Origin of the sequence: Pseudomonas tehranensis (assembly GCF_014268615.1) — a bacterium.
Classification (GTDB): domain Bacteria; phylum Pseudomonadota; class Gammaproteobacteria; order Pseudomonadales; family Pseudomonadaceae; genus Aquipseudomonas; species Aquipseudomonas tehranensis.
On record NZ_JABWQV010000015.1, the window covers coordinates 1 to 16,669 of the forward strand.

The following is a 16,669-nucleotide window of genomic DNA, read 5'->3' on the forward strand; positions in this document are numbered from 1 at the left end:
TGTGGCGAGGGAGCTTGCTCCCGCTCGAGCAGCGTAGCGGCCCCGGTTTGCGGTTGCTGCGCACCCGAGCGGGAGCAAGCTCTCTCGCCACGATAGTGACAGCCTGAAAACCAACACTCAGCCAGGCACGCAAGGGTTATCACCTGACAGTCAACACCCCGCCGGGCACACAAAGATCCTCACCTGAACGTCCATACCCAACCGAACACCAACCCCGTGGCGAGGGGATTGATCCCTGTTGGGCCGCGTGGCGGTCCTGGAAACCGGGAGTTGGCGTGTCATCCATTGGCCGGAGCTGCGCAAGACTCAGTTTGAATGGGCGGTTGCTTCCTGGAGGGCTGCGCAACCCCGCGGGGATAGATCCCTTCGCCACAAGCAGGCGCGTTCAGCTTGATGCAAGGCAGAACAAAAGATCGCAGCCTTCGAAAAGGCCTACACCGGATCGGATGTAGGCATTGTCGAAGGCTGCGATCTTTTGTTTTTCCACTGTGTTTCAGTTGCTGCTGGTGATTTCCCCACCCGAGTCCTGTTCGAAGAACTCCGGGATCGGGTAATTGAAACTATTGAGCCAGCGCTGCATGGCCAATTCCCGTTCGGTGGCCGAGGCGGTTTGCAGGTGGGTTGAGGCCACCACCCCGCGAATCTGCAACTGCATCCAGCTCTCCGTGCCCTGTTGCGCAGCCGAAGAGGGGCCTGGTTCAATGGCCCAGGCGGTGGTGGACAGGCAAGTCATGCACACGATCAACAGTTGTCTGGTTTTCATCTCTTGGACTCCTCGTAAGGCTCTACTTGACCGCATCGGATGAGGCGTCGGCTACATCGCTCAAACGGTTCACGGGAGATGTCGCCCCGATAGGGGCCGAACCTCTGATTTTTTCCGCCCGGGCTTGAGCATCCGCCACTTGTTTGGGGCTCAGGTTGGCCATGTTTGCCAGTTCGGCTGCCTGCTTCCAGTTGTCCTGGTAAATCAGCAGCGTCACCATGTTGAAGGCGGCCAGTGAGTCTGACTGTCTGAGCTCCATGGCGGTCATGAACTCGAAGCGGGCTTCTGGGATCCGTCGCTGATTGAGATAGACAACCCCCAGGTCATTGCGGATTTTTCCTTCGGTGGGGGACATTTTCACAGCGCGCTCAAGGTGTTCAGTGGCGCCAGCATGATCCTGTCTGGCGGCAGCCAACTGGCCGAGGCCATGCTCGCCATCGGCGGCCAGGCAAGTGCCGAGCAGGCTCTGGTACAACGGCTCTGCCTCGTTCCGTCCCATCAGGCGCAGCACGCGCGCCTTGCGCAGACGGACCTGGACCAGATCCTGCGGCAGACCTTCGAGGTTCGCCAAGCTTGCATACAAACGTCCGTCATTGGCCATGTCATCAGCCAGGTTCAGCGCCAGTTCCTGATCGGAGCCGGGCTTGGCGCAACTGGTCGGGCGTGAAGCCACGCCGTTGCTGGCGCAGCCGACCAGCAGCACCGTTGCAGCTATCGCGATCACCGCTTTCATTGAATGCCCCCTCGTATCAGGTTGAACACGTGGACGACTGCACTTCAGGCGCCGGCTCATTGGGACAGCCCGTTACGGTTGTCGAACTCGCCGTTTTCAAGGAAGTACATGCGGTAGAAGTTCGGGTCGTAATTGCGCAGCTGTTCGCCCGGCAACGTCGGCAGTTGTGCGTCGGCGGCCAACGGTTGGACCAGATGCGGCGTAACGATCATCAGCAGCTCGCGTTCTTCGCGATTGATGGAATTATCGCGAAAGAACGCACCGAGAATCGGAACATCACCCAGCCCCGGTAATTTGTTCACCTGAGAGGCATTACGCGTGCTGATCAGGCCGCTGATGACAAAGCTTTCGCCATCGGCCAGGGCAATACTGGTATCGGTACGGCGGACGGTGAGCGCCGGAACCAGTGTGCCGGCGATGTTCACCGCGTTGGTGAAATCCAGCTCACTGACTTCCGGTGCGACCTTGAGCATGATGCGGTTGGTTCCGACGACGGTGGGCGTCAAGGTCAGACGGATACCGAATTCCTTGTACTCGATGGACACGTTGTCGCTGCCGGCACTGGGCACCGGGATCGGCACTTCGCCGCCGGCCAGGAAGCTCGCGCTCTGCCCGCTCAGGGCCACCAGGCTCGGCCGCGCCAGGGTGTAGGCAAAGCCACTGCCTTCCAGCGCATTGATCATCAGCAGGGTTTGTCCGGTGGCAAAGGACAGGTTGAACATGTCGTTGTTGACCGGCAATGAAGGCCGCACCACGCCACCGATGGTGGGCAGGGTTCTCGGCGCGCCGAACAGGAAGTTGCCACGGCTGCCGAAAATAGAGGTCGAAGCTTCCTTGAGCTTGGTCCGACTGACTTCGACGAAACGGATGTCGGTCTGAACCTGGGCGAGCAGCATAGGGTCTTCGGAGGGCACGCTCGCTGCGCTGGTCAGTGCCGCAGTGGCTCTGCCTTTGACGAAAATCATGCTCTGGCGCGGGTTTTTCGAGCAGGCCGTCCAGACCATCAGGCTGGTAGCGCCGGGCGCCAGGCCTGTAAGAATAAAGGCGTCGCTACCGCTGGGTTGCACGTCGGCAATTTTCGGGTCACCCACCGCCAGTTTCGTCACGGGGGCCAGGATACGCAATTCATTCTGAAGCCCTTGGCCAACCTCGAAGGTCGCTGGCAAATTGTCCAACTGAGAACAGTTTGCCGTTGCGGCCTGGGCCGCTTCCAGGCCAAGGCCGATCCAGAACAGGCCATGCATCAATTGCTTTAACGCGGGCGGGGTACGATAGCTCATGAAGTGATCCTCGACAGAGAGGCCGTCCCTAGGCTTAACAAATGCCTCGGATCACTTAAGGGGCCCGGGCTGCCCCTTGTATTGCACCAGACCATTGAGCGGCGGCGGTGACCGCCTCGTCGCTACAAGCGAGCGAGCGCATCCCACCGGCCTGACTGAATGGCAGGCAGCTTTCGAAAAAACTTTTTGAGCCCCGCGATAGCGGGGTGACGAGCAGGGTGACCGGTGTTGATCGGGTCGCCCTAGGGGTGATTTATTCACCGCCGTGCCCGCTTCTTTTTGAAGGTAGTTCATGCATGGCAAAGCGCCACGCCATAAACGAAAAAAACGACTAAAAAGTGACGGGAGGGAAATTCTCGGTAAAGTCGCCGTCAATAATTTGTCTTTTGTTTGATTTTGAGGGCGTGTTTACAGGGACAGGATCAACCGTCCGGCAAAAAGAATCAGGATGACGCCCATGCTCCGTTCGAACCAATGTCCCATGCGCATAAACACTTCCCGCACTCGGGCGCTGGAAAAAAACAACGCAACGAGGACAAACCACAGTGCATTCACCAGGCACATCCAGAGCCCGTACAACGCCTGGATCTGCAGCGGTGTGGTGGTGCTGATCAGCGTGGTGAAGATGGCCAGGAAAAACAGCGTGGCTTTCGGGTTGGTGGCGTTGGTCAGAAACCCGGTGACAAACGCTTTGAATGGCGTTTGCCCAGTAGTGTCTTGATCGTTGCTGTGTACGCCTTCAAGCGTGGATTTGGGTTGGCTGCGCAGCAGGCTGACCCCCAGGTAAAGAATGTAGGCCCCCCCCACCACCTTGGCGACCATCAGCAACCAGGGGAAGGTGTGCATCAGCGCACCTACGCCGAGCAAGGTGTAGATCACATGCACCGAGATGCCGGCGCCGATGCCCAGCGCTGTGCAGATCCCGATCCAGCGGCCAAAACGGACGCTTTGGCGGATCGTCACGGCGAAATCAGGGCCGGGTGCGACCACCGCAAGAAAATGAACGGTGGCCAGGGCCAGGAATTCGCCAAGGTAGCTCGATAGCATTTCAACTCCGAACGGTCAGGGCGCGGCATCGCGGCGATGACCGATAAAAAAGAGAAAAGGCTCAGGCGCGGATATTCCATACCCGCATCGGGATGTGTGCGGGATTATAAGTTGTGTGGTAATGGGTGATAATCCGTTGAAATTTCATAGGGCTTTTGCGCCATGAGCACAAATCAATCACTGGCCTTGCTCGCCGAAATGGCCATTTTCGTCAAGGTCGTGGAGACCGGCAGCTTCTCCGAAGCGGCCAGGCAGTCAGGCTTGTCCCCGTCGGCTGTCAGCCGAAGCATCTCGCGTCTGGAAAAAGCCTTGGCCACCCGCTTGCTGCAACGCACCACGCGCAAGCTGCGCTTGAGCGATGGCGGGGAGGAAGTGTTCAAGCGTTGTCGGGAGATGGTCGCCGCCGCCCGCTCGGTGATGGAAATCAGCGGCCAGTTCACCCATGAAGCCGAGGGGCGGATCCGGGTCAGCGTGCCCAAGGCGGTGGGGCGCTTTGTCATTCATCCCCACATACCCGAATTCTTGCGTCGTTACCCCAAGGTCGATGTGGAGTTACTGCTGGAGGATCGGCAGGTCGATCTGATCGACGATCATGTTGACCTGGCTCTGCGGATCACCGACCAGCCGCCGGTCGGGCTGGTGGGACGTCAGTTGTTGACCATTGACCACCTGCTCTGCGCCACGCCGCGCTACCTGGCCGAACACGGCATCCCCGAGCATCCCCACGACCTGTTGGAGCACAGCTGCATCTACCTGGGAGAAACCCCACACGACGCTCGCTGGAAATTCAGGAAAGGCACCCGGTCCGTCCACGTGGGTGTACGTGGCCGCTATGCTGCCAATCATACGGGCGTGCGGCTGGAGGCTGTCTTGCAGCACATTGGCATCGGCAGCTTGCCGTACTTCACGGCCCGTCATGCGCTGGAGCAAGGGTTGATCGTACAGGTGCTGGCGGATTGGACGTTCCTGGCCTCCTACCAGGGTGGGTTGTGGCTGCTGCATTCGCCTACCCGCTACCTGCCGCCGAAGTTGCGGGTGTTCATTGATTATCTGGTGGAGTGTCTGGAGAAAGAGCCCACTTTGAACAAGGCGGGCCACAAAAAAGGCCCGCCGGATTAACCGTGCGGGCCTTGGCATGACTGATCGCAATCAGTGCTTGCTGTCCTGATCCGACATCGCCAGCAATTGCTTTTCCTGGTTCCAGTCGAACGGTTCGTCGTTTTGTTCGGCTTCGAAACGACGTTCTTCCAGGGCCTGGTACAAGGCGATTTCTTCGTCGGGCATGTAATGCAGGCAGTCACCGGCGAAGTACCACAGCAGGTCACGAGGCACCAGGTGGGCGATCTGTGGATAACGCACGATCACCTGGCACATCAGGTCCTGGCCCAGGTACTGGCTTTCGATCGGATCAACGGGCAACTGCGCGCGCAATTCGTCGAAGCGTTCCAGAAACAGGGCATGGCTTTCTTCGGGAACCTGGTCTGCCTCACCCACGGCGACCAGGATGCTGCGCAAGTGGTCAAGCAAGACAAGGTGATCGGCAACGACGTTGGACACGAGATAAGTCCTCAAGAGCAAAACGGGCGCAGGAGTATAAAGCGCTTGCGCCCGTTTTTACATGGCACAGAGCACAGGGTCGCCAGGATCAACGGACCTTGTCCTCGGCGAGCGTGAGTTCCTCCTTGTCGAAATCATCCACGTCGATCACTTTACGTCGGGCCGCTTCGGCCTCGCGCAGGGTCTGGGCCTCGCCGGCCTGTAGCATGCCGGCTTCGAGGGCCGCGTCGATGACCTGTTCGCCTGGGGCGGGGTTAAGCTGACCCTGTTTGAGCGCGCCGTGCAGTTTCTTGTGCAGCGGATGAGCCGCGGCCAGCAGGTCGCAAGCGTGCTGCAGCGCACCCACCGGATCGTCGACCGATTGCGGGCGATAGCAACCCTGCAGCAGCTCCTCGAGGGTCGGGTCGCCCTTGCCCCGGCCGATCACTGCAGCCACTTCAGCGTCCAGCCTGTCGCTCGGACCTTTGTGGCGGCGGCCGAGGGGGAATACCACCACGCGCAACAGACCACCCAGCACCCGGTTCGGGAAGTTGTCCAGCAGTTCGTCCAGGGCCCGCTCAGCCTGGCCCAGGCTTTCTTCCATGGCCCAGGTGAACAGCGGTTCCATATGGTCCGGCGAGTCCAGGTCGTGGTAGCGCTTGAGCGCGGCGGAGGCGAGGTAGAGGTTGCTCAATACATCCCCAAGGCGCGCCGACAAGCGTTCGCGACGTTTGAGTTCGCCGCCCAGCAGCATCATGCTCAGGTCCGCCAGCAGCGCGAATGCCGCCGCCTGCCGGTTGAGGGCGCGGAAATAACCCTGGCTCAAGGCGTTGCCGGGGGCTCTTTCGAAACGCCCCAGGCCCAGGTTCAGCACCAGGGTGCTGGCGGCGTTGCTGATGGCAAAACCGATGTGTTTGAGCAACAACCCGTCGAATTCGATCAGCGCCTGGTCTTTGTCTTCTCGCGTGGCCAAGGCCATTTCCTTGAGCACGAAAGGGTGGCAGCGAATCGCACCCTGGCCGAAGATCATCAGGTTACGTGACAGGATATTCGCGCCTTCGACCGTGATGAAGATCGGTGCACCTTGCCAACTACGCCCCAGGTAGTTATTGGGCCCCATGATGATGCCCTTGCCGCCGTGTACATCCATGGCGTGGCTGATGCATTCGCGACCGCGCTCGGTCAGGTGGTATTTGAGGATCGCCGACAGCACCGAAGGTTTTTCTCCCAGGTCCACCGCGTTGGCGGTCAGCATGCGGGCGGCGTCCATCATCCACGCATTGCCACCGATACGGGCCATGGCCTCCTGAATACCTTCGAAGGCCGACAATGGCACGTTGAACTGCTCGCGTACCTGGGTGTACTGGCCGGTCACCAGGCTGGTGAACTTCGCCGCCCCGGTGCCCACCGCCGGGAGCGAAATCGACCGGCCGACCGACAGGCAGTTCATCAGCATCATCCAGCCTTTGCCGAGCATGGGCTGGCCGCCGATGAGAAAGTCCAGCGGGATGAACACGTCCTTGCCCCAGTTCGGTCCGTTCATGAAAGCGGCGCCAAGGGGCAGGTGACGACGGCCGATATTGACGCCAGGGGTGTCGGTGGGGATCAGGGCGAGGCTGATGCCCAGGTCCTCTTCATCCCCCAGCAGGTGATCGGGGTCATAGGCCTTGAAGGCCAGGCCGAGGAGGGTGGCTACCGGTCCGAGGGTGATGTAGCGCTTTTCCCAGTTCAGGCGCAGGCCCACGGTTTCCTGACCTTGCCATTGGCCCTTGCAGATGATGCCGGTGTCGGGCATCGCCCCGGCGTCGGAGCCAGCCAGCGGCCCGGTCAGGGCGAAGCAGGGAATATCGTCGCCACGAGCCAGCCGTGGCAGGTAGTGGTTGCGTTGCTCGTCGGTGCCGTAGTGCAGCAGCAGTTCGGCCGGGCCGAGGGAGTTGGGGACCATCACGGTGGAAGCCAGATCGCCGCTACGGGTGGCCAGTTTCATCGCCACCTGGGAGTGGGCATAGGCGGAGAAGCCCTTGCCTCCATATTCCTTGGGGATGATGAGCGCGAAGAACCCGTGCTCCTTGATGTGTGCCCAGGCGGCGGGTGGCAGGTCCATGGCCTGGCCGATCTGCCAGTCGCTGACCATGGCGCAGAGTTCTTCGGTGGGGCCGTCGAGGAAAGCCTGTTCCTCCTCGGTCAGTTGCACCTTGGGGTAGGCCAGTAGCGTATCCCAGTCCGGCCGGCCACTGAACAGTTCACCGTCCCACCACACCGTACCGGCGTCGATGGCGTCGCGCTCGGTTTCTGACATGGGAGGCAGGGTCTTCTGGAACCAGTTGAACATCGGCGCGCTGAAATACTTGCGGCGCAGGTCCGGCAGCAGCAGTGGGGCCGCGACGGCGGCGAGCACGACCCAGAGGATCAGCATCAGCCAACCGGGGGCGGGACTGAAGAGGTTCATGGCCAGCAGGTAGACCGCAATGATTCCCAGCGCGGGCAGCGGGGCGGTGCGCCGATGCGCCAGCCAGGCTTTCCCGACGACCAGAACCAGTATCCACAACAACAGCATAAGTAATCCTCCGTGAACCAGGGCAAAACCGACCCTCAGAGCTTAGACGGCATCTGCAAAACCGGCGGTCGGCGCGATGTGATTGATTTCGTGGGAAACCTTGGATGCATTGCGCCAGTCTGGTTGGCAACAGCCGTGGGAAATCGTTCGTTAACAAAGTGAGAAAGCGCCATTGTTTGGCCGGAATGCCGTTATCGCCGGGCGAGGGCTGTGGATAAACTCGTGGCAAGCTCTCCTGTAGGAGCTGCCGAAGGCTCGGGCCGCGTTCGGACGATTTTTTGATTCTTGATCTGTCGGTCTTTCGCTCAGGATTCAATTGTCTGGGGAAAGATCGCAGCCTCGTTGCACTCGACAGCTCCTACGGACGGTGATGTTTCTCCAGAGGCCTTCCATTTATGCAGCAATACCTGAACCCCGGCCGCTTCATCGACAGCGATCACCCTGCGGTCATCGAGTTCGCCGAAACCCACCGTGGCACCGATGGCGACCCGCTGGCCCAGGCGGTCAGCCTGTATTACGCCGTGCGCGAGGCGGTACGGTACAACCCCTACACCTTCAGTCGCGATCCTGCCACCTTGCGGGGCAGTTATGCATTGCTCAGCGGCGAAAGCTATTGCGTGCCCAAGGCGACCTTACTGGCCGCCTGCGCCCGTCATTGTGGTATCCCGGCGCGCATCGGTCTGGCGGATGTGCGCAATCACTTGTCCACACCGCGCCTGCTGGAGTTGCTCAAGAGTGATGTGTTCGCCATGCACGGTTATACCGAGCTCTACCTGAACGAGCGCTGGGTCAAGGCCACGCCGGCCTTCAATCAAGGTTTGTGTGAGTTGTTCGATGTGGCACCCCTGGAATTCGATGGCCTCCAAGACAGCGTTTTCCACCCGTTCAATCGCCAGGGCGCCAAGCTGATGGAGTACGTCACCGACCACGGCCAATTCGCCGATGTGCCCGAAGCGTTCTTCTTCCAGCACCTGGAAAAATGCTACCCGCACCTGTTCGGCGAGCAACTGCCGCCCCTGCTTGGCGACATGCAGGGCGATTTGAGCCGCGGCTGATCCGGCGTATGCTGCTGCGGCATTTATCCATCGGAGCAAGCCGTGATGCTGAAGATCTGGGGTCGGAAAAACTCATCGAATGTGCGCAAGGCGCTGTGGTGCGCCGAGGAACTGGGGCTGGCCTACGAGGCCATCGACGCCGGGGGGGCGTTCGGCGTGGTGGACACGCCCGAGTATCGCGCCAAGAACCCCAACGGCCGTGTTCCGATGATCGAAGATGACGGTTTCGTGCTTTGGGAGTCCAACACCATCGTGCGTTATCTGGCGTCTTGCCATGCTCCGGGTTCGGCCTGGTATCCGGCCGATCCCCAGGCTCGGGCCCGGGCTGAAAAATGGATGGACTGGACCACTTCCTCGTTTGCCGATCCGTTTCGCACCGTATTCTGGGGCGTCTTGCGCACTCCCGCCGAGCAGCAGGACTGGGCGGCCATCCATGCGGCGATCAAGGTCTGCGATGGTCTGTTGGCGATGGCAGACCAGACGTTGAGCGAGCAACCCTACCTCTCGGGGGATGAAATCGGCATGGGCGATATTCCCTTGGGCAGTTTCATTTATGCCTGGTTCGAGATGCCCATCGAGCGGGCTGCGCTGCCTCATCTGCAGGCCTGGTACGCCCGGCTGCAGCAGCGTCCGGCCTATCGCAAGGCGGTCATGACCGCGTTGACTTAATACTTACTATCGACACGCTTGACTGTACTTGTGCGGCGACGCCACGCACCATTGCCTTCGTGCGCCGTGGTTGTATTGCTCGCCGTGCGCCCTTATCTAATTGTTTCTTCCCCTTCTTGGTGCGTAATCCGATATGAGTTCCGCTCTGTCCATCCGGCAGCTAACCAAAACCTACGGCAACGGTTTCCAGGCCTTGAGTGGTATCGATCTGGACGTCGCCGAAGGTGATTTTTTCGCTTTGCTCGGTCCCAACGGTGCCGGCAAGTCCACCACCATCGGCATTCTTTCCACCCTGGTGAACAAAACCAGCGGCACGGTGAATATCTTCGGTCATGACCTGGACCGTGAGCCCGCCGCGCTCAAGCGCTGCATCGGCGTGGTGCCCCAGGAATTCAATTTCAACCAGTTCGAAAAGACCTTCGACATCGTCGTGACCCAGGCGGGTTACTACGGTATCCCGCCGAAGATCGCCAATGAGCGCGCCGAGAAGTATCTGACGCAATTGGGTTTGTGGGACAAGCGCGATGTGCCTTCCCGTTCCTTGTCCGGCGGCATGAAACGGCGCCTGATGATTGCCCGTGCCCTGGTCCATGAGCCGCGCCTGCTGATTCTTGACGAGCCGACCGCGGGCGTCGACATCGAGCTGCGTCGGTCGATGTGGACCTTTCTGACCGAGCTGAACCAGAAAGGCATCACCATCATCCTCACTACCCATTACCTGGAAGAGGCCGAGCAGCTGTGCCGCAACATCGGCATCATCGACCACGGCACCATCGTCGAGAACACCAGCATGCGACAGTTGCTCAGCCAACTGCATGTGGAGACGTTCCTGCTGGACCTGAAGAACGATCTGAAGACCGCGCCGCAACTGATCGGCTATCCGGCCCGCCTGGTGGACCATCACACACTGGAAGTCCAGGTGGATAAAGCCGTCGGTATTACCGGCTTGTTCTCCCAACTGGCGCTGCAAAACATTGAAGTGCAGAGCCTGCGCAACAAAACCAATCGCCTCGAGGAGTTGTTCGTGTCTCTGGTGGAGAAAAATCTGGCGAAGGTGGCGGTATGAGTTCCGAGCTGCGACCCAACCTCATCGCCCTCAATACCATCGTTTATCGCGAAGTCCGCCGCTTCATGCGGATCTGGCCGCAGACCCTGCTGCCGCCGGCCATCACCATGGTTTTGTACTTCGTGATTTTCGGCAACCTGATCGGTCGGCAGATCGGCGACATGGGTGGCTTCACGTACATGGACTACATCGTACCGGGACTGATCATGATGTCGGTGATCACCAACTCCTACGGTAACGTGGTCTCGAGTTTCTTCGGCAGCAAGTTCCAGCGCTCGATCGAGGAACTGATGGTCTCGCCGGTTTCGCCCCATACGATCCTGATCGGCTACACCTTGGGCGGCGTACTGCGCGGGTTGGCGGTGGGCTTGATCGTGACCTTGTTGTCACTGTTCTTCACCGATCTGCAAGTGCACCATTTGGGCGTGACGATATTGGTGGTGGTGCTCACCGCCACGATCTTTTCGCTGCTGGGGTTCATCAATGCCGTGTTTGCGCGCAACTTCGATGACATTTCCATCATCCCGACGTTCGTGCTCACGCCACTGACTTACCTGGGCGGAGTGTTCTACTCGATCTCCCTGCTGCCACCGTTCTGGCAGACCGTGTCCTTGGCCAACCCGGTGTTGCACATGGTCAACGCGTTTCGCTACGGCATTCTCGGGGTTTCGGACATCAAGATCAGCATCGCCATCACCTTCATGCTGGTGGCAACCCTGGTGCTTTATGTGGGGTGCGCGCGGTTACTGGTCAGTGGGCGGGGGATGCGGACCTGATCCAGCAGGTGTGTTGATTGATATGCCGCTATCGCGAGCAGGCTCGCTCCCACATTGAAGCGCAAAAAAAGGCCTCCATTCAGTGGAGGCCTTTTGGTATCTCACATCCGGCTTTTCTTGCGCCGTTTCCATTGCCGCGCCACCCACCAGCGCCAATAGATCATGGTCATGAAATAGGCCAGGGCGCCGAGCACCAGGCCCGTCACCACCGACCCCAGCAGAAACGGCCGCCACAAGGTAGACAATTGGTTGGTGATCCATTCCCAGGTCAGCTCTTCCGGCAACGTGCGGGCAGGCACATCCATCAACCAGGCCCCGGTCTGGTAGGTGCAGAAAAACACGGCGGGCATGGTGATGGGGTTGGTCAGCCAGACCAGGCTCACCGCAATCGGTATGTTGCCGCGCACCGTGATGGCCAGCGCCGCGGCCAGCAGCATCTGCAAAGGAATCGGCAAAAAGGCCGCGAACAGACCAACGGCCATGGCGCGTGCCACTGAATGTCGGTTGAGGTGCCAAAGGTTGGGGTCGTGCAGCAAGGAACCGAGAAAACGTAAGGACTTATGTTCCCGAATACTCGCTGGGTCAGGCATGTAACGTTTGAAAAGGCGCCGGGGCATAAGGCTTCTCGGTCGGTTCAAAGCGGTGAGGCCGCAAGTATGTCCGCATTCTACGGCGGACTGATTCAGACTTTGTGACAATTGTTAACGCGCACCGTGCCGCAGACCGACTATGCCTGAAGAGAAGACTCTCAAGGACAGGCTTATGCGCACAGGGATGGTCGCGCTTGCACTCGGGCTGTTGACCCCGGTTTTTTGCCCGGCGCTGCCGCCGCTGTGGCTGATTGCGGTCATGCCTGTGCTGGCGCTGATGGTGTTGCCGTTTCGAACTCATCCGCTGGGTTTTTTCCTGATCGGGCTGGCTTGGGCCTGCCTGTCGGCGCAACTGGCCCTGGACGATCGGTTGCCTGCCGCACTGGACGGAGAAACCCGCTGGGTCGAAGGGCGCGTCGTCGGTTTGCCGCAATATAACGAAGGTGTGGTGCGCTTTGAACTGGCCGATGCCCATTCCCGCCGCACACGGTTGCCGTCGTCGATGCGCCTGGCCTGGTTCGGTGGACCGCCTGTGAGCAGCGGCGAACGTTGGCGACTGGCGGTGAAGCTCAAACGCCCCACCGGGCTACTGAACCCCCATGGCTTCGATTACCAGGCCTGGCTGTTGAGCCGGGGCATCGGCGCGACTGGCACGGTCAAGGACGGTCATCTCCGGCAACCTGCCCAAGGTGCCTGGCGCGACGGCGTGCGTCAGGCGCTGGCGCAAGTCGATGCCCAGGGCCGTTCCGGGGCGCTGGCGGCATTGGTCCTGGGGGATGGCGCCGGGCTGAGTCGTGATGACTGGCAAGTACTGCAGGACACCGGTACGGTCCATCTGCTGGTGATCTCCGGGCAGCACATCGGTCTGCTTGCCGCACTGGTGTACCTGCTGGTGGCAGGTGCGGCGCGCTATGGCATGTGGCCGGCGCGTCTGCCGTGGTTGCCCTGGGCCTGCGCGTTGGCCTTTGTCGCGGCCCTGGGCTACGGTTTGCTCGCTGGCTTCGAAGTACCGGTGCGGCGCGCCTGCACGATGATCGGCCTGGTGCTGCTGTGGCGTTTGCGTTACCGGCATCCGGACCCCTGGTGGGCGTGGCTGCTGGCTTTTAATGGGGTGCTGGTGTTCGATCCATTGGCCAGTCTGCGGCCGGGATTCTGGCTGTCGTTCGCCGCGGTGGCGATTCTGATGTTTACTTTCGGCGCACGCTTGGGCCCCTGGCGCTGGTGGCAAACCTGGACCCGTGCTCAATGGCTGGTGGCAGTCGGACTGTGCCCGATACTGTTGATATTGGGTTTGCCGATCAGCCTCAGCGGCCCTCTGGTGAACCTGGTGGCGGTGCCTTGGGTCAGCCTGCTGGTGTTGCCGCCGGCGCTGCTCGGTACGGCATTGCTGCCGGTGCCGTTCGTGGGTGAAGGGCTGCTTTGGATCGCCGGCGGTTTGCTCGATCTGCTATTCAAGGGGTTGGCGCTGGTGGCCGGGCGAATACCGGTATGGGTGCCTGCGGCTATCCCCATATGGGCATGGTGCATGGCCGCTCTTGGGGCTTTGCTGCTGTTGCTGCCCAAAGGCGTGCCGCTGCGGGTACTGGGCTGGCCCATGTTGCTGCTGGTGGTTTTTCCTCCGCGCGAGGAAGTGCCCCCGGGGCACGCCGAAATCTGGCAACTGGACGTGGGCCAAGGGTTGGCGGTATTGGTACGCACCCGTCGCCATGCCTTGCTTTACGACGCGGGGCCGCGCTTTGGCGAGGCCGACGCGGGTGAGCGCGTCGTGCTGCCCACCTTGCGCAAGCTGGGCGTAACCGGGTTGGACCTGATGCTGCTCAGCCATGCCGACGCCGATCACGCCGGAGGCGCCCAAGCGGTGCGCAACGGGTTGCCAACGGTCCGGGTGGTCAGTGGAGACCCGGCCGCGTTGCCTGCCACTTTGCAGGCAGAGGCGTGCGACAGTGGTGCGCGCTGGGAGTGGGACGGGGTCAGGTTCGAGCTGTGGCAATGGTCATCCGCCCTTGAAAGCAACCAGCGATCCTGCGTTCTGCTGGTCGAAGCGGGCGGTGAGCGGTTGTTGCTCACCGGAGACATCGATAGCCATGCCGAGCGCGCGTTGCTCGACGGGCCTCTGGCGGTGCCGGTCCAGTGGCTGGCGGCGCCCCATCACGGTAGCCGCAGTTCATCGTCGATGTTGCTGCTGTCACGGCTCAAACCCCATTCGGTGTTGATCTCCCGGGGCCAGGGCAATGCGTTCGGTCATCCTCATCCGCGGGTCATGGCTCGCTATCGCCGCTTGGGCATGGCGATCTACGACAGTGCCGAACAGGGTGCCATTCGTCTGCAACTGGGGGCCTTCGAAGCACCGCACCTGCAGGCCGGCCAACGGCGCTACTGGCGCGACCCGCCGTCTGCGGGACCATGGGCGCCACCTTGACCCGGGTCATCTTCCATGACGGTGTAATCGGCGGGGCGGGTCTGCAAGGTGCGTCTGTATGATAAAGTGGCGCACTTTTTCGAGGGGGCTGTCACTGTGTGGGAATTGGTCAAATCCGGCGGCTGGATGATGTTGCCGATCATTCTGAGTTCCATCGTGGCCCTGGCAATTGTTGCCGAACGCCTGTGGACCCTGCGGGCCAGCCGGGTGACCCCGGAGCATTTGCTCGGTCAGGTCTGGGTCTGGATCAAGGACAAGAAACTGAACAAGGACCGGCTCAAGGAGCTGCGGGCCAGTTCACCGTTGGGTGAAATCCTCGCCGCGGGCTTGGCAAACTCCAAGCATGGTCGCGAGATCATGAAGGAATGCATCGAAGAAGCCGCCGCCCGGGTCATCCATGAGCTGGAACGCTACATCAATGCCCTGGGCACCATTGCCGCCATGGCCCCGTTGCTGGGCCTGCTGGGCACGGTGCTGGGCATGATCGACATTTTCAGTTCGTTCACCGGCGCAGGCATGACCGCCAATGCCTCGGTGCTGGCAGGGGGGATTTCCAAGGCCTTGATCACCACGGCCGCCGGGTTGATGGTGGGGATTCCTTCGGTGTTTTTCCATCGCTTCCTGCAACGGCGCATCGATGAGTTGGTGGTGGGCATGGAGCAGGAAGCCATCAAGCTGGTCGAGGTGGTGCAAGGCGACCGTGACGTGGACCTGGCCGAGGGCAAGAAGTGAAATTCCGCCGCAAACCACGGGAAACCGTCGAGATCAACCTTGCGTCCTTGATTGACGTGGTGTTCATCCTGCTGCTGTTTTTCGTCGTGACCACTACCTTCACCCGGGAAACCCAACTCAAGGTGGAGCTGCCGGAAGCGGTCAGCGGCTCGCCTGCCGAAGACCAGCAACTCAAGAACCTGGAAGTCACGATCAGTGCCGAAGGGACGTTTTCGGTGAACAATCAGTTGCTGCCCAAGAGCGACCTGGCGAGCCTGATCGATGCGCTGCAGAAGGAGTCCGGCGGTGACACCAGCCTGCCGCTGTCCATCAGCGCCGACGGCAAGACCCCTCATCAATCCGTCATCACCGCCATGGACGCGGCCGGCAAGCTCGGCTTCAGCCATCTGCGCATGACCACCGTCGAGGCGGCGCCGGCACCCTGATGGCCATGTCTGATCGATTGCTTGCCGCCTGGTACGAAGGTCACCCGGCCCTGACGCTGTTGCGGCCACTGGAGTGGTTGTACCGGCGGGTGGTGATGGGTAAACGCGAGCGTTTTCTGGCGGGCGAGGGTGAGATTTACCAACCGCCTGTGCCGCTGGTGGTCGTGGGGAACATCACGGTGGGTGGCACCGGCAAGACCCCATTGATCCTGTGGATGATCCAGCATTGCCAGCGCCGTGGCCTGCGGGTCGGCGTGGTGAGCCGGGGTTATGGCGCCAAACCACCCCATTTGCCCTGGCGAGTCGAAGCCGGGCAGGGCGCCGACATCGCCGGTGATGAGCCCCTGCTGATTGTCCAGCGCACTGGCGTGCCGTTGATGATCGATCCGGATCGCAGTCGGGCGGTGCGGGCGCTGCTGGAGACTCAACCGCTGGACCTGATCCTGTCCGACGACGGCATGCAACATTACCGCCTGGCGCGGGATCTTGAGCTGGTGCTGATCGACAACGCCCGGGGCCTGGGCAACAGGCGTTGTCTGCCTGCCGGTCCGCTGCGTGAACCCGTGGAGCGTCTGCAATCGGTCGATGCCGTGCTGTACAACGGCGCCAGCGCCGACCGCGAAGACGGCTTTGCCTTCGAGTTACGACCCACAGCTCTGGTGAACCTGGCCAGCGGCGAACGGCGGCCACTCGACCATTTTCCGCCCGGCCAGGCCTTGCATGCCGTGGCCGGCATCGGCAATCCCGGACGTTTCTTCAAGACCCTCGAAACGCTACACTGGCGTCCCATACCGCACGGGTTTGCCGACCACGCCCAATACAGCGCCCAGGCGTTGAATTTCACGCCGTCGCTGCCGGTGGTCATGACGGAAAAGGACGCGGTCAAATGCCGTGCCTTTGCCGCCCCCGACTGGTGGTACCTGGCGGTGGATGCCGCGCCGTCGCCAGCTTTCGCGGACTGGTTCGACACCCAGTTGATGCGCCTGTTGCCGGACCGGCTTTTGCCCTAAAACATTTATCC

General features: G+C 61.0%; 16 protein-coding genes. 9 read left to right on the plus strand and 7 right to left on the minus strand.

From position 1 onward, the window contains the following. Positions 1-493: 493 nt before the first annotated feature. The 4 genes from HU811_RS05270 to HU811_RS05285 all read right to left on the minus strand — a co-directional run bounded on the left by HU811_RS05270 (position 494) and on the right by HU811_RS05285 (position 3,823). The gene (locus tag HU811_RS05270; RefSeq protein WP_092400089.1) at positions 494-763 is read right to left on the minus strand and encodes a DUF3613 domain-containing protein; all 270 of its coding nucleotides are present in this window, start codon (positions 761-763) and stop codon (positions 494-496) included. Between the two features lie 22 nt (positions 764-785). Beyond that, complete coding sequence (locus HU811_RS05275) at positions 786-1,496, minus strand: tetratricopeptide repeat protein (RefSeq protein ID WP_092400087.1); 711 nt, start codon at positions 1,494-1,496, stop codon at positions 786-788. 56 nt (positions 1,497-1,552) lie between these two features. After that, positions 1,553-2,776: a type II and III secretion system protein family protein gene (locus tag HU811_RS05280; RefSeq protein ID WP_092458696.1), complete on the minus strand. Its 1,224-nt coding sequence runs from the start codon at positions 2,774-2,776 to the stop codon at positions 1,553-1,555. Between the two features lie 408 nt (positions 2,777-3,184). Next, positions 3,185-3,823, minus strand: a complete 639-nt coding sequence (locus HU811_RS05285; protein WP_092400083.1) for a LysE family translocator — start codon at positions 3,821-3,823, stop codon at positions 3,185-3,187. Between the two features lie 162 nt (positions 3,824-3,985). Here HU811_RS05285 and HU811_RS05290 point away from each other — a divergent pair, with 162 nt between their 5' ends. Next, on the plus strand, positions 3,986-4,942 hold the full coding sequence (locus tag HU811_RS05290) for a LysR family transcriptional regulator (protein WP_092400081.1): 957 nt from the start codon (positions 3,986-3,988) through the stop codon (positions 4,940-4,942). Positions 4,943-4,972: 30 nt separating this feature from the next. Here the strand turns inward: HU811_RS05290 and HU811_RS05295 are convergent, their stop codons facing one another. Together HU811_RS05295 and HU811_RS05300 are read right to left on the minus strand one after the other, a co-directional pair. After that, positions 4,973-5,380 (minus strand): PA2817 family protein, encoded by a 408-nt coding sequence (locus tag HU811_RS05295; RefSeq protein WP_047228173.1) that lies wholly within the window; start codon positions 5,378-5,380, stop codon positions 4,973-4,975. A gap of 88 nt (positions 5,381-5,468) precedes the next feature. Further along, the gene (locus tag HU811_RS05300) at positions 5,469-7,916 is read right to left on the minus strand and encodes an acyl-CoA dehydrogenase (protein WP_186654490.1); all 2,448 of its coding nucleotides are present in this window, start codon (positions 7,914-7,916) and stop codon (positions 5,469-5,471) included. A 395-nt stretch (positions 7,917-8,311) separates the two neighbouring features. Between HU811_RS05300 and HU811_RS05305 the strand changes: the two genes are divergently transcribed. The 4 genes from HU811_RS05305 to HU811_RS05320 all read left to right on the plus strand — a co-directional run bounded on the left by HU811_RS05305 (position 8,312) and on the right by HU811_RS05320 (position 11,482). Continuing rightward, positions 8,312-8,971, plus strand: coding sequence for a transglutaminase-like domain-containing protein (locus tag HU811_RS05305; protein WP_186654491.1), 660 nt, complete (start codon positions 8,312-8,314; stop codon positions 8,969-8,971). A 45-nt stretch (positions 8,972-9,016) separates the two neighbouring features. After that, on the plus strand, positions 9,017-9,640 hold the full coding sequence (locus tag HU811_RS05310) for a glutathione S-transferase family protein (protein WP_092400075.1): 624 nt from the start codon (positions 9,017-9,019) through the stop codon (positions 9,638-9,640). 133 nt (positions 9,641-9,773) lie between these two features. After that, complete coding sequence (locus HU811_RS05315; protein WP_092400073.1) at positions 9,774-10,706, plus strand: ABC transporter ATP-binding protein; 933 nt, start codon at positions 9,774-9,776, stop codon at positions 10,704-10,706. Then, a complete protein-coding gene (locus HU811_RS05320; RefSeq protein WP_092458708.1) occupies positions 10,703-11,482 on the plus strand; it encodes an ABC transporter permease in 780 nt (259 codons plus the stop codon). Before HU811_RS05315 ends, HU811_RS05320 begins: the two co-directional genes overlap by 4 nt. Before the next feature lie 101 nt (positions 11,483-11,583). Here HU811_RS05320 and HU811_RS05325 read toward each other — a convergent pair whose 3' ends face one another. Continuing rightward, the gene (locus HU811_RS05325) at positions 11,584-12,099 is read right to left on the minus strand and encodes a DUF2062 domain-containing protein (RefSeq protein ID WP_092400069.1); all 516 of its coding nucleotides are present in this window, start codon (positions 12,097-12,099) and stop codon (positions 11,584-11,586) included. 145 nt (positions 12,100-12,244) lie between these two features. Here HU811_RS05325 and HU811_RS05330 point away from each other — a divergent pair, with 145 nt between their 5' ends. The 4 genes from HU811_RS05330 to lpxK all read left to right on the plus strand — a co-directional run bounded on the left by HU811_RS05330 (position 12,245) and on the right by lpxK (position 16,658). Beyond that, positions 12,245-14,491 (plus strand): DNA internalization-related competence protein ComEC/Rec2, encoded by a 2,247-nt coding sequence (locus tag HU811_RS05330; protein ID WP_186654493.1) that lies wholly within the window; start codon positions 12,245-12,247, stop codon positions 14,489-14,491. A gap of 96 nt (positions 14,492-14,587) precedes the next feature. After that, on the plus strand, positions 14,588-15,223 hold the full coding sequence (locus HU811_RS05335) for a MotA/TolQ/ExbB proton channel family protein (protein WP_177193368.1): 636 nt from the start codon (positions 14,588-14,590) through the stop codon (positions 15,221-15,223). Further along, a complete protein-coding gene (locus tag HU811_RS05340; protein ID WP_047228182.1) occupies positions 15,220-15,648 on the plus strand; it encodes an ExbD/TolR family protein in 429 nt (142 codons plus the stop codon). Before HU811_RS05335 ends, HU811_RS05340 begins: the two co-directional genes overlap by 4 nt. Then, positions 15,648-16,658: a tetraacyldisaccharide 4'-kinase gene (gene lpxK, locus HU811_RS05345; protein ID WP_186654494.1), complete on the plus strand. Its 1,011-nt coding sequence runs from the start codon at positions 15,648-15,650 to the stop codon at positions 16,656-16,658. The genes HU811_RS05340 and lpxK overlap by 1 nt, the downstream gene beginning before the upstream one ends. Positions 16,659-16,669: the final 11 nt, after the last annotated feature.

Coding starts and splice junctions, on each gene's coding strand:
- HU811_RS05330 (WP_186654493.1), top strand. CDS start 12,245: ATGCGCACAGGGATGGTCGCGCTTGCACTCGGGCTGTTGACCCCGGTT.
- HU811_RS05280 (WP_092458696.1), bottom strand. CDS start 2,776: ATGAGCTATCGTACCCCGCCCGCGTTAAAGCAATTGATGCATGGCCTG.
- lpxK (WP_186654494.1), top strand. CDS start 15,648: ATGGCCATGTCTGATCGATTGCTTGCCGCCTGGTACGAAGGTCACCCG.
- HU811_RS05315 (WP_092400073.1), top strand. CDS start 9,774: ATGAGTTCCGCTCTGTCCATCCGGCAGCTAACCAAAACCTACGGCAAC.
- HU811_RS05270 (WP_092400089.1), bottom strand. CDS start 763: ATGAAAACCAGACAACTGTTGATCGTGTGCATGACTTGCCTGTCCACC.
- HU811_RS05300 (WP_186654490.1), bottom strand. CDS start 7,916: ATGCTGTTGTTGTGGATACTGGTTCTGGTCGTCGGGAAAGCCTGGCTG.
- HU811_RS05305 (WP_186654491.1), top strand. CDS start 8,312: ATGCAGCAATACCTGAACCCCGGCCGCTTCATCGACAGCGATCACCCT.
- HU811_RS05310 (WP_092400075.1), top strand. CDS start 9,017: ATGCTGAAGATCTGGGGTCGGAAAAACTCATCGAATGTGCGCAAGGCG.
- HU811_RS05325 (WP_092400069.1), bottom strand. CDS start 12,099: ATGCCCCGGCGCCTTTTCAAACGTTACATGCCTGACCCAGCGAGTATT.
- HU811_RS05275 (WP_092400087.1), bottom strand. CDS start 1,496: ATGAAAGCGGTGATCGCGATAGCTGCAACGGTGCTGCTGGTCGGCTGC.
- HU811_RS05290 (WP_092400081.1), top strand. CDS start 3,986: ATGAGCACAAATCAATCACTGGCCTTGCTCGCCGAAATGGCCATTTTC.
- HU811_RS05320 (WP_092458708.1), top strand. CDS start 10,703: ATGAGTTCCGAGCTGCGACCCAACCTCATCGCCCTCAATACCATCGTT.
- HU811_RS05285 (WP_092400083.1), bottom strand. CDS start 3,823: ATGCTATCGAGCTACCTTGGCGAATTCCTGGCCCTGGCCACCGTTCAT.